General features: G+C 50.1%; 10 protein-coding genes. 5 read left to right on the top strand and 5 right to left on the bottom strand.

What is annotated here, in order from left to right; all coding sequences use genetic code 11:
* Positions 1 to 253 precede the first annotated feature (253 nt).
* Both ACYVFD_RS22115 and ACYVFD_RS22110 read left to right on the top strand, forming a co-directional pair.
* A complete protein-coding gene (locus ACYVFD_RS22115; protein WP_461092678.1) occupies positions 254 to 1,519 on the top strand; it encodes a T9SS type A sorting domain-containing protein in 1,266 nt (421 codons plus the stop codon).
* 23 nt (positions 1,520 to 1,542) lie between these two features.
* The gene (locus ACYVFD_RS22110) at positions 1,543 to 3,759 is read left to right on the top strand and encodes a glycosyl hydrolase family 28-related protein (RefSeq protein ID WP_461092677.1); all 2,217 of its coding nucleotides are present in this window, start codon (positions 1,543 to 1,545) and stop codon (positions 3,757 to 3,759) included.
* A gap of 162 nt (positions 3,760 to 3,921) precedes the next feature.
* Here the strand turns inward: ACYVFD_RS22110 and ACYVFD_RS22105 are convergent, their stop codons facing one another.
* The 5 genes from ACYVFD_RS22105 to ACYVFD_RS22085 form a co-directional block, all read right to left on the bottom strand.
* Positions 3,922 to 4,809, bottom strand: coding sequence for a DNA/RNA non-specific endonuclease (locus ACYVFD_RS22105; protein ID WP_461092676.1), 888 nt, complete (start codon positions 4,807 to 4,809; stop codon positions 3,922 to 3,924).
* Between the two features lie 3 nt (positions 4,810 to 4,812).
* A complete protein-coding gene (locus ACYVFD_RS22100; RefSeq protein ID WP_461092675.1) occupies positions 4,813 to 5,475 on the bottom strand; it encodes a hypothetical protein in 663 nt (220 codons plus the stop codon).
* Positions 5,476 to 5,755: 280 nt separating this feature from the next.
* Complete coding sequence (locus ACYVFD_RS22095) at positions 5,756 to 7,213, bottom strand: TolC family protein (protein ID WP_461092674.1); 1,458 nt, start codon at positions 7,211 to 7,213, stop codon at positions 5,756 to 5,758.
* Complete coding sequence (locus ACYVFD_RS22090) at positions 7,188 to 10,409, bottom strand: efflux RND transporter permease subunit (RefSeq protein WP_461092673.1); 3,222 nt, start codon at positions 10,407 to 10,409, stop codon at positions 7,188 to 7,190. Before ACYVFD_RS22090 ends, ACYVFD_RS22095 begins: the two co-directional genes overlap by 26 nt.
* A 131-nt stretch (positions 10,410 to 10,540) precedes the next feature.
* Positions 10,541 to 11,677: an efflux RND transporter periplasmic adaptor subunit gene (locus ACYVFD_RS22085; protein WP_461092672.1), complete on the bottom strand. Its 1,137-nt coding sequence runs from the start codon at positions 11,675 to 11,677 to the stop codon at positions 10,541 to 10,543.
* A gap of 290 nt (positions 11,678 to 11,967) precedes the next feature.
* On the opposite strand from ACYVFD_RS22085, the gene ACYVFD_RS22080 reads away from it, so the two are divergent.
* The 3 genes from ACYVFD_RS22080 (at position 11,968) to ACYVFD_RS22070 (ending at position 14,493) form a co-directional block, all read left to right on the top strand.
* Positions 11,968 to 12,510 carry a hypothetical protein gene (locus ACYVFD_RS22080; protein ID WP_461092671.1) on the top strand — a complete coding sequence of 181 codons (543 nt, stop codon included), beginning with the start codon at positions 11,968 to 11,970 and terminating at the stop codon, positions 12,508 to 12,510.
* 116 nt (positions 12,511 to 12,626) lie between these two features.
* A complete protein-coding gene (locus tag ACYVFD_RS22075; RefSeq protein ID WP_461092670.1) occupies positions 12,627 to 13,964 on the top strand; it encodes a vanadium-dependent haloperoxidase in 1,338 nt (445 codons plus the stop codon).
* 217 nt (positions 13,965 to 14,181) lie between these two features.
* Positions 14,182 to 14,493: a HigA family addiction module antitoxin gene (locus ACYVFD_RS22070; protein WP_461092669.1), complete on the top strand. Its 312-nt coding sequence runs from the start codon at positions 14,182 to 14,184 to the stop codon at positions 14,491 to 14,493.
* Positions 14,494 to 14,507 lie beyond the last annotated feature (14 nt).

Below are 14,507 nucleotides of genomic sequence, written 5' to 3'. Positions count from 1 at the left end.
AGTTTGAGTTACTACGTCAAGCCAATGAAGGGGTTTTATAGCGTATAGAGGGACCGGGAAAAGGCGGTAAGAAAAAGGGTGTTTTTCCCCTCTTTTTTAATGAGTAAACCTCAATTAGTATCCTACTTTATAATTTAATAAATATCTAGTATTCATAATTTATTAATATTCGATTTTTAGTTAGTAAAAGTTTATTTTAGTAACAAATTCTCATGGCGTACATGACTCATTCCCTCTTTTTTAACCTCATTTTATGGAAAAACTATCCCTTCCTCTTCTTTGGCTGGCAGGTTCGCTGGTTTGCCAGACGAGCCAGGCCCAAACCGTCTTTACCAATGTTAGCCAGCTAGGCAACAGTTCGGACAACACGGGTGATCCTTACTTTCAACCCGGCACCGAAGTCCTTAACTCCTTCCCCGGTTTAGGCGTTAGCCTGGCACCCGGTGGTAGCTATGAACACGTTGGGCAGTTCTTCGTAGCGGCCAATGGCCTCTGGAATCAAACCAGTGATCCAACCTTAATTGGTACTGACTACTTTGGTTATGCGCCAGTAGGCATTGGCTCCAACACAGCTTATTTAGGCAAAGGGATTCAAGGAGCATCTGCCGCCAATGGGGGTAGCGGAGCCGGTCGACCCACCTTCGGCCATCTTCAACTCAACAGTACCGGCCAGTTCCCCGTCGAGGGAGGCATGTTCATAACGCACTCCCTGCGCTTCAATGCCAATGGCCCCGGTGGCCGCTCAATTATCACCACGCCCAACAGCCTCGACCCGTATTCGGCCCAGAATACTGTCCAGTTTTCCCCTTCCGCTTCCGTTTCAGGAGCCGACGAACGTAATTACATTCAAGGGTATGCTTCCGTTACGGGCGTTCAGCCAGCGTTTATGCTACCCCTGGGGGATCAGGAAGCTGGAACGGACTACTATTGCCCAATCAAGATTGGCTCCGCTACGGTTGGCACCGTCACCGCCCGGTATCAACACCTCAATCCGTACCCGACCAGTAGCCTGGAGACGGGCATAGGCTCGGTTTCACCCCTAGGTAGCTGGCCCCTTTCGGCCCCTGCCGGTACGCGAGTAACCATCACCCTGCCTGCCCTGGGTCTTGCGCCTACGGATGCATCAACCCTTCGGCTGGTCGGCTGGACCGGAAGTCAATGGGTTGGTTTGGCAGGTCAGGCGCCAACGGGTAACTCCTTGAGCGGAACGCTGCGAGCCCAGCTACTGGCGGTTGGTATTGGTTCAACCAGCCGAACGCTTTTCCAGGCCCAGGAAGGCAGGGGTATCCAACTTGCCCTTTGGCCGAATCCAACGCAGGACATCCTCAATCTGGCTTTATCCAGCAGTGAGCCAATCCGACAGATTAGTGTACTGGATGTGCAGGGGCGCTTGGTTATGCGTCCCGCCCAACCTGCGCCGTCGGTAAACACAGCGATACTGCCTTCGGGTACCTATCTGGTGGAAGTCCTCACGGGGCAGGGCCAGACGATTCGTAAGCCCTTTGTCAAACAACCCTAACACCGTTTAACTCCTTCCTGATCATGAAACCCAACGTTTCTTTCGTTGTGCGGCCCTTACTGGTCGCCCTTGTTCTTTTTGTATCAATTCTTTACACAGCCCAGGCCCAAATGAAGGTAGGGCACCCGTCGGGTACTCCCGATGGCTCGGCTGCTTTAGACGTAAGTGGAGGCCCTTATCCTAATGGCAGTTCATACCGTGGACTGCTTCCCCCTAAAGTGGCTCTGACTACTACTTCATCGGCGGGGCCAGTTATCAAACCGGCAGTAGGATTACTCGTTTTTAATACCGCTCAAACGGGCGATGTTCTGCCAGGTTACTATTACTGGGATGGCAGCCGATGGATCCGCTTTAATACGGATAATGCTACAGGCGCTGCACGCCAGCCAGCTTCAGGAGGAGGGCAGGTGATTCAGGCCTATTTGTTAAGTGATATAAATAGTCTTACTACCACGGCCGACCACATCCTACTGGTTGAACCCGGTCGTGAAGGCTTATTTAGCTATGCGAGTGGTAGTACGGCCTCAGCCGATAGTGCTTTAGTCCTTGTTCCTTCGAATGGGAGACGTTATTTACGAGTCGTAGAAGGATTAGGGCTGAATGTAAAATGGTTTGGCGCTAAAGGCGACAGTACTACTGATGATACGAGGGCCATTCAGGCGGCCATTAATGCGGTTTGTTCGCAGATTGGCTCCTCTACCCAAAAACCGACTCGCAGTGTTTTATTGCCTGCTGGTACTTATCGAGTTACCCAAATTGTCGATCTGAGTAATACTCGTCAAACCAGCACATTGAGTCGGGACGGAATAACTATTTTGGGAGAAGGAATAACTAGAACGAAAATTCTGGGACGCACCGGATCGGGCCATGCTATAATGGATGTTTCGGGTAGCCAATGGCTCAATCTTTCTGATCTGACACTGCAAGCAGACGGGGCAACGGGTTCATCCACGATCGGTATTTATTCAGGCGTCTTCTCGGGGGGGAATCAGCAAACGCAGAATCAACAATTTAATCGAATAGCAATATTTATGCATAATGATACTTCAGCGAATGCACACAATGGTACAGTTGCCTATTATAATTTTGGTTCAGAAGAGAATACGCATCATGCTATCTACTATCGGGCAAATCGTCCTGTTGTCTTGACGGCTAGCAATATGTCACCTTTAACTTATGGATATGCTAAGTCGACGTTATTAACTAACCACAGCCTAGGCGTTACCACCTTTTCAGGTGAATGCTTTCTTGAATCCTTAGGCAGTATGTTCCCGGCAATAGAGACACAAGATGTCAATTCTATTCATGCTGATAATTTATACATATCGGGATCATCGATCAGTGGATTGACGCCCACTACTTTTCAAGCGATTCGAGTTCGGGGAGGTTTATCTAATTCCTCACTTCGAGGTACAATAGAAGGATTTTCTGGTATGGCACAGGTATACGGCCGGATAGAGGAGTCCCAGCTATCTTTTCAATTCGGAAATACGAATGTTACAGGTAAAGCTGTTGTACAGCTTGAATCAGGAGCCAACGAGGGGCGGATAAGTCAAAGTGACATTAAAGCGAATATGTCTCAGGACACAATACGTCCGTTCTGGTACGCCCCCATAACCAATACTCTTGATCCAATAACACAATATGTTAGTGATACCGAGATAACTACCAATAGAGCGCTAGCTCAGGCAATGTTACCTGAAAAAGTAGCTTTTAATCCAATGACACAAAATGTACGAATCCGCAGCCATAATAAGCCTGAGTATATCTATCAAGCTGGTCAGCAGTCAACAAATATTGTTAAGACTATGATAAAAGGGTTTGGCTCTGGCGGCATTACCACAAAAACGATTGCTACTATTACAATGCCAACCGTTATTACGGCTAATTCTGGCATGTCTATTTTAGTGCATATAGAAGGGTCTGCTGGCCATAACATCTATGTGTCTGATGCAGTAACAACATTGTTCTGGGAAGGGACCCTTCCAATTGTATCAAGTAAGGACGGGGATATATATGTGGGTACAGCTAGTACATCTGCAAAGGCTACTTATGCTTTAATATCAGTTGCGAATGACTTGAGTAATATCGGTTTAACAGGCGTCATTTCAGGCAACACCGTGCAAATAAATTTGACTCCTACTGTATCAGGAAGTAGTAACGACGGAGTGTATTTTGTAGGTAAAATAACTCTTCAATGGATGGGACATCGCAGCAATGCCCCTAGTATGAGTTTTTAGACTCAGTTAGTATTAAAATTACTCAGGAATTGGGATGTGGTCAACGACTTCTGTTTGAACGTATTTATCACATCCCAATTCTGATACATCTTATGGTTATTTACATAGTAACGAGTTTGTCATTACTTAATCTGTCAAAAATCACTTATTAAAGCCAGGGCATCAGATGGCAGAATGATCAATCTTAGATTCAACCGCCTTCTGTACACTCTCCGACACGTTCGACAGTAAATCATACCCTGTCTGCTTCTCCACCTCATCGACACTTACCCGGTTAATTCCCCAGGACTGTTCGCCTACAGTATTGGTGTTACCCATCCAGACGGCAATAACCCTCGTCTGAGTGTTGATTCGGGCCAAATCATCCGAACCTACAGGTAACGCCACAATCACCTTCCACAGCGCAGCAGGAACAGCTAGTTTGCCGCTGGCTATAGTATTCACCTTGCCATTATCTCCTTCGCCACCCTTACCATACGTTCCAGCAATGATGTATAGCTCATTCCCCTGAGCCACCAGATTCCGGCAATAATCTTCCAGCCTTAACCATGCCTGCCGGTTAAGCTGCGGAGCCTGGGGGACAATATTGGTCAGGATAAACGTAGTCTTGTTTTCCTCGGCTGTACTATCTCGGTCATCCGACGGGCAGAGGTGCCCACGGTCGAAACCTGTATTGGTGTAGTCGCTATGTTTCGCTTGAAAGAAGCTGGTCGGCAAACTCTGGTCAGGAATGAAGTTACCCGTATATCGTGAAGCTGATCCTTTCCAGGCGCTACTCAGATGCCAGCTACACCAGTTGGCTATACCCGTCGAATTGTTATAAGAAAGCGAATAAGTTGACCGAGTTATCAGATAAGCGTTTGGACTGGACTCAGAGGCTTTGGCTCCATCGGGATTACCCAGCGCCATGTTGTCGTCGCGGGTGGGTGTACTATCACCAGGAGTAGGTACGGATGGCTGCTTACATTGATCCAGGAACAGAACCAACATCAGACCGATAAAAAGCCTATACACTAGTATGACAGGCCGATAGGTAGTATTTATATGCATAGGTTAGAGTAACTCTGACTCGTCGATTATTCGTGGTATAAAGCTAATGTAAGCCATCAGGTTCATTAACTCGAAAAACACGGCATCGATTACATCCTGATCGGTGGCAGGTAGATGAGAACGAACACCCGCCATAAAGTTAAGCCACCGGGTCGCGCCTGCTGACTTCAAGCTGCCCACACTTTGCCGGGTCGTGAGTTCAGGTCGAGTACGTAGCAGCTCTTTCAACGTCTGCTGACTTCGTTCGTATGGCTGCGTACTGGCCAACGTCAATGCCTTGTCGATCGCATCGTAGAGGTTATACAACTGGGTGTGCAGCTTTTTCAATTCATCTGGTGAGAAATTAAGAAGGGGCATATTGGGCCGAGCTATCCGAGTGCGCTCAGGATCGTCCTGTGCCCGGCGTAGCGTGAGCACTTCGTCAATCTTGCCTTTGTTAACCGTGTTGTGGGTGAAGGCGCTGTGTTTGATGATCGGCAGCTCCATTATGTCCAGTACATAATCCTGAATAGACTTTTGCTGTTTAGTAGGAGTTTTGGGCGGAGTAAAATCTGGCTTAAAGTATTTGTCGGGAATTACACCCAGCTCTTTCCAGCGATACTTGACGCTGCGGCTCAGGCCGAACTGTTTAATGACCTGTTCGGCTAGTAGATCGGAATACTGCATACAACGTTGAATGGTGTATAGTATGCAGTTGGTATTACCTTGACTGGTAGTCCACAAATGAATCACACCGTATTGAAAGACTACGAGTGACTACGAAAACTACAAGCAGAATAAGAAGCTCAATGGACAACCTGAAGTATGGAATAACCTTGCCTATTTTAAGGCATTTTGCAGATTTTGCGCCCCATTTGTACCTTACACAACAAACTAATCTCTTATTATATTGAATATCAGCACATTAAATACACATATTACTTTCTGTATCGGAAAGTAAGGGTAATCATTGCCAGCCACCACCCAATGCCCGGTACAGATTGGTTAAGGCTACAAATTGAGACTGTTTGGTATTGATAAGGGCCAGCTCGGCTTCCAGTACGCTACGCTGTGCGGTAATCACTTCCAGATAAGAGGCATAGCCATTGACAAACAGATCATTCGACGTCGTGACGGCCTGCTGGAGCATGTTTACTTCCTGCGATTGGAGTTGGGCTACCTGCCGATAATTTTCGATCCCGCGCAGATTGGTCATTACTTCGCTGAAACCCGTTTGAATGATTTGCTGGTAGCGGTATAACGATTCCTGGGTTTGGGCAACTGTTTGCTGATAATTGGCTTTCAGAAACCGTCGGTTCAGGATGGGCGCAGAAAGTCCACCCAGCAAACCGGCAGCTATAGAGGCAGGATTGACTAGTACAGACGGCCGAAACGCATTCAACCCCAGATACGCCGATAGGTTCAAACTCGGCAGAAATTCGGCCCGGGCGACATCCACATCGACATGAGCGGCCTGCAACTCAAGCTCCGCCTGCTGGATGTCGGGTCGCCGAATGAGCATCTGCGTCGGAAGTCCCGTTAAAACCTGATTCGGCAGTTCACGTTCCTGTAAGGATTTGCCCCGACGGACGGCTTGAGGATAGCGGCCAAGCAGTCGGTTTAGCTGATTTTCATTGTCGATGATCTGCTGTTGCACCTGCCCCAGCCGACTTTTCGTATTGAGTAGTTGCGCCGTAAACTGTTGAACCGCCAGTTCCGTTACTCGACCCGCCTGTTTCTGGATAGCAACCAAATCAACGGCTTTCTGCTGATAATCAATATTCTTACGAAGGATTTCCAGTTCGCCGTCAAGTGCCAGCAGGTTGTAATAGTACCGGGCGATTTCGGCAACCAGCGACGTAGTCACGGCCTGTCGCCCTTTTTCAGAAGCCAGCAAGCGGATGTAAGCCGATTTCTTCCGATTTCGGAGCTTGCCCCAAATATCAACTTCCCACGAACTGCGGGCACCCAGGAAGTAATCGGGTGTAGGGTTTGGCGTAAGCTGATTACCCCGAATATTGTCGGATAGATTGGTGTCGTAATTACCCACGCCGTTCATGGTGTACTGACCATATCGGTCAACGCCAGCCGAAGCTACGGCATTGACCTGCGGGGTCAGAAACCCCCGGCTGTATTCGAAGTTGGCCCTGGCTACTTCAATGCGTTGGGTAGCAATGCGCAGGTCCAGGTTGCTGGTCAGGGCCGTGTCTATAAGCCGGACCAGATCGGAGTCGGCAAAGAACGTGCGCCAGCTTTGGGCCGCCATACTGGTCGAATCGGTTTGGCGGGCGAATGACGCTGGGATGGACTGTTTGGTTGGGCGCAGCAGGGGTTTGGGGAGCTGGCAACTGGCCAGTAATCCCATGGCTATTAGCAGAGGGCCGCTTTGCCAGCGTAGGTTATGAAGAGTGAATAACTTGACCATTGACTTGTTTTGGCGTAGATGAGACAACGTGTTTAGAATCTAAATCCAGCGGATCTGTATCCATGCTATCTTCGTCATCCTCCGATTGTGTACCGAATCGTTTACCCAACTTAGCGAAGAAGACAAACAGACCCGGAATCAGAATCAGACCAAAGAGGGTACCGGTGAACATGCCACCAGCCGCTGCGGTACCAATGGATCGGTTACCGAGAGCACCTGCGCCTGCGGCCATACAGAGCGGAATTAGCCCGGCGATGAAGGCAAACGACGTCATCAGAATAGGTCGTAAACGCGAAACCGCTCCTTCCAGTGCCGCATCGATAATCGAGGCTCCTTCGCGTTGCCGTTGATTGGCAAATTCGACGATCAGAATGGCATTTTTACCCAGCAGTCCGATCAGCATCACCAGCGCCACCTGGGCATAGATGTTGTTTTGCAGACCAGCCAGTTGCAGAAAGGCAAACGAGCCGAAAATACCCGTAGGCAGGGAAAGCAGAACCGGTAAGGGCAGCAGCACACTCTCGTACTGAGCCACCAGCAGCAGGTAAACGAACACCAGACAAATGACGAAAATATACACCGCCTGATCGCCCGACTTAACTTCTTCCCGCGACATACCCGACCATTCGAACCCAAAGCCTTTCGGAAGCTCTTTGGCCGCTACTTCTTCCACCGCCCGAATGGCATCGCCACTACTGTAGCCAAGAGCCGCATCGCCGTTGATCATGGCCGAGGTATACATGTTGTAGCGGGTGAGCTGCTCGGGTCCATACACCCGTTCGAGACTGACGAAGTTGGCATAGGGGACCATTTCGCCCTGGTCGTTTTTAACGCGCATGTTGAGTACATCCTCTGGTTTGACCCGGTAATTCGGAGCCGCCTGCACCATCACTTTGTACATCTGCCCGAAACGAATGAAATTGGAGGCATAGTAGCTACCCATCAGGGTTTGTAATGTACTCATCGCATTATCGATCGAAACGCCTTTCTGCGACGCTTTTTGCTGATCGACATGGAGCAGATATTGCGGGAAGCTAGGGTCGAAACTGGTAAAGGCATCGTTGATTTCGGGCCGTTTTTTCAGCGCTTCGATAAATCCCTGAACCACTTTGTTCGTCTTTTGCAGGTCGTCGCTACGGCTACGGTCCAGCAAGCGCAGTTCGAAACCACTGGAGTTGCCAAAACCCGGTACGGTCGGTGGTGGGAAAAACTGGATGCTGGCGTCGGTAACCCCTTTCGTTTCTTTTTCCAGGGTTTTGATCAGGTCATCGGTCGAAACGGTCCGGTTGTCCCAGTGTTTGAGGTTGATCATGGCCATGCCATACGAGGCTCCGGCACCATCGGTCAGGAGACTGTACCCCGCAAGCGTTGATACGTTTTCGACCGATTTCTGCTTTAGAGCCACCTCCTGAATAGCATCCAGTACTTTCTCGGTCCGGTCGACGGTAGCCCCCGCCGGGGTGGTCACGTTGACGTAAATCATGCCCTGATCTTCGGTGGGGATAAAACCGCCCGGCAGCAACTGAAGAACTCCCCAGGTACCCAGCACGAACGCCAGCAATAATCCCCACGTGACAACACTCCGACTAATAATCCGGCGCAATAACCGCTGATAGCCATTCGCCAGCGATTCATACCCCCGGTTGAACCGGGCAAAGAATCGACCCAGCAGCCCTTTTTTCTCGTGATGTACCGGGCGAAGCAGCAGGGCGCACAGGGCCGGCGTGAGCGTTAGGGCGTTGATACCCGAAATCACAATAGCAATGGCGAGGGTTAGGGAAAACTGCCGATAGAAAATACCGACTGGCCCCGACATGAAGGCAACGGGTACAAACACCGCCGACATCACCAGGGTAATGGCCACAATGGCCCCGGCAATATCGTGCATGGCCGCAAATGTGGCCTTTCGAGGGGGCAGATGCTCTTCCTCCATGCGGGCGTGGACGGCCTCGACCACCACAATGGCGTTATCGACCACAATCCCAATGGCCAGCACTAAGGCAAAGAGCGTCAACAGGTTGATTGAAAAGTCGATGGCGCTCATGAACGTAAACGTACCCACCAGCGCGACCGGAACGGCCAGGGCACAAATCAGGGTGGAACGCCAGTCCTGCAAAAAGAGAAAGACGATCACGAACACCAGCAGAAAGGCTTCCATCAGGGTGCGGATCACTTCATGAATGGAAGCATCCAGAAACCGCGATACATCGTAGGCGTAGTTGTAGGTCATACCCGCCGGAAATGAGGTTTCTTTCAACTCTGCCATTCGCTGTTTGACGGCCGCAATCACATCGCTGGCGTTGGAGCCTGGCCGCTGTTTCAGCATAATCGACGCCGATGGACGACCGTCGTTTTTCGATAGTACCGAGTAATCCAGTGAGCCAAATTCGACATCGGCTACGTCTTTCAGAAAAAGCAGCGAGCCATCGCCCTCGGTCCGAATGACCAGATTTTCGTACTGCTGCGGTTCAAAAAACTTACCCGTATACCGCAACACGTACTGCAACACCTGCGGGGCTTTGTCGGCGGCTTCACCGGCTTTTCCGGGGGCGGCTTCTACGTTCTGTTTCCGAATGGCATCGACAATCTCATTGGCCGACACACTGTAGGCCGTCATCCGGTCGGGTTTGAGCCACACCCGCATCGAGTAATCGCGGCTACCCATAATAGCGGCAAAGCCTACGCCGTCGATCCGTTTCAATTCGGCCAGCACGTTGATATCGGCGAAGTTGTAAATGAATTTTTCATCAACGGTTGGATTTTCGCTGACGATATTGAGGTAGAGCAACATGCTGTTGACCTCTTTTTCGGTCACGACCCCCGCTTTGATCACCTCTTCGGGTAGCTCATCGATCACGGTCGTGACCCGGTTCTGTACGTTTACGGCTGCCAGATCGGGGTCGGTGCCGACTTTAAAGAAAACCGTGATCAGGGTGGTGCCATCGTTCCCCGAAATGGACGTCATATAGGTCATATTCGGCACCCCGTTGATGGCCCGTTCGAGCGGGGTCGCTACCGCTTTGACACACACATCGGCACTGGCACCGGTGTAGCGGGTGGTGACCGTTACCGAAGGCGGAACAATGTCGGGAAACTGCGTAACGGGTAGACCGGTCAGGGCTAAAATCCCGAGCAGGACTAGCAGTACGGAAATAACCGTCGATAATAAAGGCCGTTTAATGAATATATTGAACATCTTCTAGAGGGTCATTGATGGTCACTGTTGGTCATTCAGTAGTCATTTGCTCCGCGTCATTCCTGGTCATGGATTGTTTTAAACAACCAATGACAATTAATGACCACTGAGTGACGCGTAGCAAATGACTATTAATGAGCCGAGGCATAAAGAGCCTGCAGGCGTTTAGTTGGCAAGGCTTTCGGACTGATCGTCATTCCGTCTTTGAGGCTTTGGATGCCTTCATACACGATCCGGTCGCCCGCTTTCAGGCCCGTCTGGACGATATACATCTGATCGATCCGGTTCCGGGGGATAAAACTTCGGGTATGGACTCTATTTTTCGCGTCTACTACGTACACGAAGTTTTTGTCCTGCACTTCAAAAACGGCTTTCTGGGGCACCAGAACGGCATCATCTACTTCGGTGGCCAGTCGAATTTTGCCGGTAGCGCCATGACGGAGCAGTCGGTTAGGATTTGGGAAACTGGCCCGAAACGCAATGGTGCCGGAGTTACCTTCAAATTCGGTTTCAGTGGTTTCGATTTTTCCCTTGTAAGCATAGGGTGTATCATCGGCCAGCAGCAGATCGACCTCACGAACGGTCGTTTTATCGGGATCGCGCCGTTTTTTGATGAACGACAGATACTCTTTCTCCGAAACATGGAAATAGGCATACATCTCCCGCAGGTCGGAGATGCTGGTGAGTAAGGCACCTTCTTCGATCAGGCTACCGCGTTTGAACGGGATTCGGTTAATGACCCCGTCGAAAGGAGCCCGGATGCTGGTCAGCGACACATGAAACTGGGCTTTTGAGAGGGCCGCTTTGGCTCCGTTGATGGCCGACCGGGCCGTTTCCATCTTCGCTTTGGCCAGTTTCAGCTCAGAAGGCGATATGACGTTTTTGCCAACCAGTAACTTCACTCGCTCGAACTCAACGGCAACCGACTGCTCATCGGCCCGTGCGCTCTCCAGGCTAGCCTGCGCCCTGTCGACTTCGACCTGGTATTCAGTCGGATTAAGCTGAAATAATAGCTGGCCTTTATGAACAGGTTGCCCTTCGTCGATCAGGATTTTGTCAAGATAACCCGCTACGCGAGCCCGAACTTCCACGTTCTGAACGGCTTCCAGATCACTCGTATAAAAATGATCGAGTGTAGCGTCCTGCTGCGTCAATTGAATGACAGGAAGCGCGGGGGCTGTTGCTTCCGACTTCTGCTCGCTTTTTACTGAGCAGGCCGTTAAGGCAATACTGAAAAATAAACTGAGTAAACCAGCGCGAGTATGCATAAAAAATTAGTCTACCTGACTAAAAAAAGATTGGTTTAGTGCCTGTTGTATGTATTCTTTCAGCAAGAATGCTGGCTCAACTAAGGAGCAGATTAAAAAAAGATTAGAATTTCATTAGAGCCGAGTCAGGCCAGAACTGATAATTATCAGTTTGGGAAAGGGATTGAGTAGAAAAGACTACATTCGACCTCCTAAATGAACCATAGCCCGACTAGCTGCCCGCTGATCAGACCCAAACAGATTGAGCCCAAGCCGATTCTGGCCAGGATTATCATTCGGTACGCTTTTGTGTGAAGACATTAACAGCCATCGGTTTTTTCGTGTTGCTGCTCTATCACTGGATAGGGTTGCCACTGGCTGTGATTACGTTTGAGCAAGGTTATGAGTCGGCTGCGCCCATTTCGGCCAACGACCGGTGGAAAGTCGTCAAACTGCCCATTTCACTCCCCTACACGTCGGGTTGGGAAAATGCTGACGGCCACGAAGGGCTGATTCAGGAGGGCGATGAGTTTTATAACATTGTCCATCAACGGTACGCCAACGATACCCTCTATACCGTACTGAAAACGAACCAGAATGCGAAGGAGCGTTTTTTCGATCTGGCCGAGCAGCTACAGGAAATGGGTGGCGACGATCAGGCATTACCCAAAACACCACTGGGGCGTCTATTAAAATTGCTGAGCGAACGGTTGACCGTTTATCTGCCGCCCAGTCCCTACTGCCTGAACCCGCCTACCACCCAATCGGTACAAGCCAGTGCCGGTTATGGATCGCTACAGCTAGCTTATACGGCTATCGGTATCGATGCGCCGTCGCCCCCGCCCAAACAATAGCCTGATTTTTAGTGAATTTCATTACGGAGCTAGTCCATGCGCCAAGGCATGGTTACGAGCTTCTTATTCTCTTTTGGGCTTCCGCAACGAAGCCCCATACCATTCAGGCTATTTTTATGAAACAAATCTTGATAACTCTTTTGCTGGTGGGTGTATTCGCCTGCCAGCCCGACGCTACCCCCGACCAGTATAATGCGAAGGCGTCGAACCCGCAACTGCTCTACGACTGTTCGAAAACGCTGACGGATATTATGATCCACGATATTTTTAAGCCACCCGTTGCCAGCCGGATTTATGGATACTCCTACCTGGCGGCCTATGAGGCTTTACGTCCGGGTTACGCGGGATACGCATCCATGATGGGTAAACTCAACGGGTCGAAAACCGCTCCGCAACCTGACTCGGGGGTGGCTTACTGCTATCCTGTTGCCAGTTTGACGGCGTTTATGACCGTTGGGCGGGCGCTGACCTTTTCGGCCGATCTGTGGGATACGTTTGATAAAACCTTTAAGCCCCGGTTAGAAGCCCTCCAGATTCCCGATGCCGTGTATGAGCGATCGGTTCAGTATGGCGAACGAGTAGCTAAGCACGTACTGGACTATGCCAGCAAAGATCATTACAAAGAAACGCGCGGCTTCCGGTATACGGTGACCAATAAGCCGGGTACCTGGGTACCTACGCCCCCAGCCTATGCCGATGCCTGCGAACCCCAGTGGAATACCGTCCGGCTGTTTACTTTAGATTCTGCCCGGCAGTTTCGATGCCCTCCCCCAGCCAAATACGACCTGAACCACAACAGCCCGTTCTGGAAACTCACCGAGGAGGTCTACACCATCGGTAAACGTCAGGATAAGACTGAGCAGGCCATTGCATACTTCTGGGACGATAACGCCTTTGTGACGAACATATCGGGCCACGTAATGTTTGCCAGTAAAAAAATGTCGCCACCCGGTCATTGGCTGGCCATTGCAACTACCCTGGCCCGACAGCAAAAACTGACGATAATCCAGGCGGCTCAATTGTTCTCACTGACCTCCATTGCGATGTTCGATGCATTCATTGCCTGTTGGGATGAAAAATACACGCACATTCGGATTCGGCCCGAAACGGTGATCAATAACACCATCGATCCGCAATGGCGCCCTTTTCTGGAAACCCCGGCCTTTCCCGAATACGTCAGTGGACACAGCGATATTTCGGCCGCAGCGGGCAAGGTCATCGCGCATCTGATTGGGAACAACGTTGCGTTTACCGACTCAACGGAATTACCGTATGGTCATGGCGTGCGTTCGTTTCCATCCATTGAAGCGGCCTATCAGGAAGCCTCGGTGAGTCGGGTGTATGGCGGTATCCATTATCGCGATGGCGTTGAGGAAGGCACCGTTCAGGGCGAACACGTTGGGCAGCAGGTCTTGCAGAGGCTGTTGCCCCAGTCGACCATTGCCAAACGATAACCGAATCTAAAAAGAACGACTAAACCGTGAGGGGCATTAACATTTCATTTCTGCTTTGTAATGTGTAATACTACACGCTACAAAGCAGATTATGATTGCCAACTTCAAACACAAGGGACTTCAGCAGTATTACGAAACGGGTGATGGGTCCAAATTACCCACTCAGTACTTGCGAAAAATCAATCGAATTTGTTGACTATGTAGATTATCATTAATTATGAAACGCAACTTACCCCCAGTCCATCCAGGCGAGATTCTTCGGGAAGACTACATCAAAGAGCGGCATTTAACCGTGACGGAAGTCGTTAAAGGCTTGGGCATCGCCCGCGCCAACCTATCGGCTATTGTCAACGAGCGGGCTGGTATCAGTCCCGAATTAGCGGTGAAGTTGTCGGAGGCTTTTGGGAACACAGCCCAGTTCTGGGTTAACCTGCAAAAGAATTATGAACTCTGGCATGCTGAGAGAAAAGTAAACCGTTCTGTGATTAAACATTTTGAACAAAATGTAACTGGCTTTCAGACTGCTTAGTCTGATGATAACCC

The organism is Spirosoma gilvum, assembly GCF_054776815.1.
This window is presented reverse-complemented; position numbering and strand designations above follow the sequence as displayed.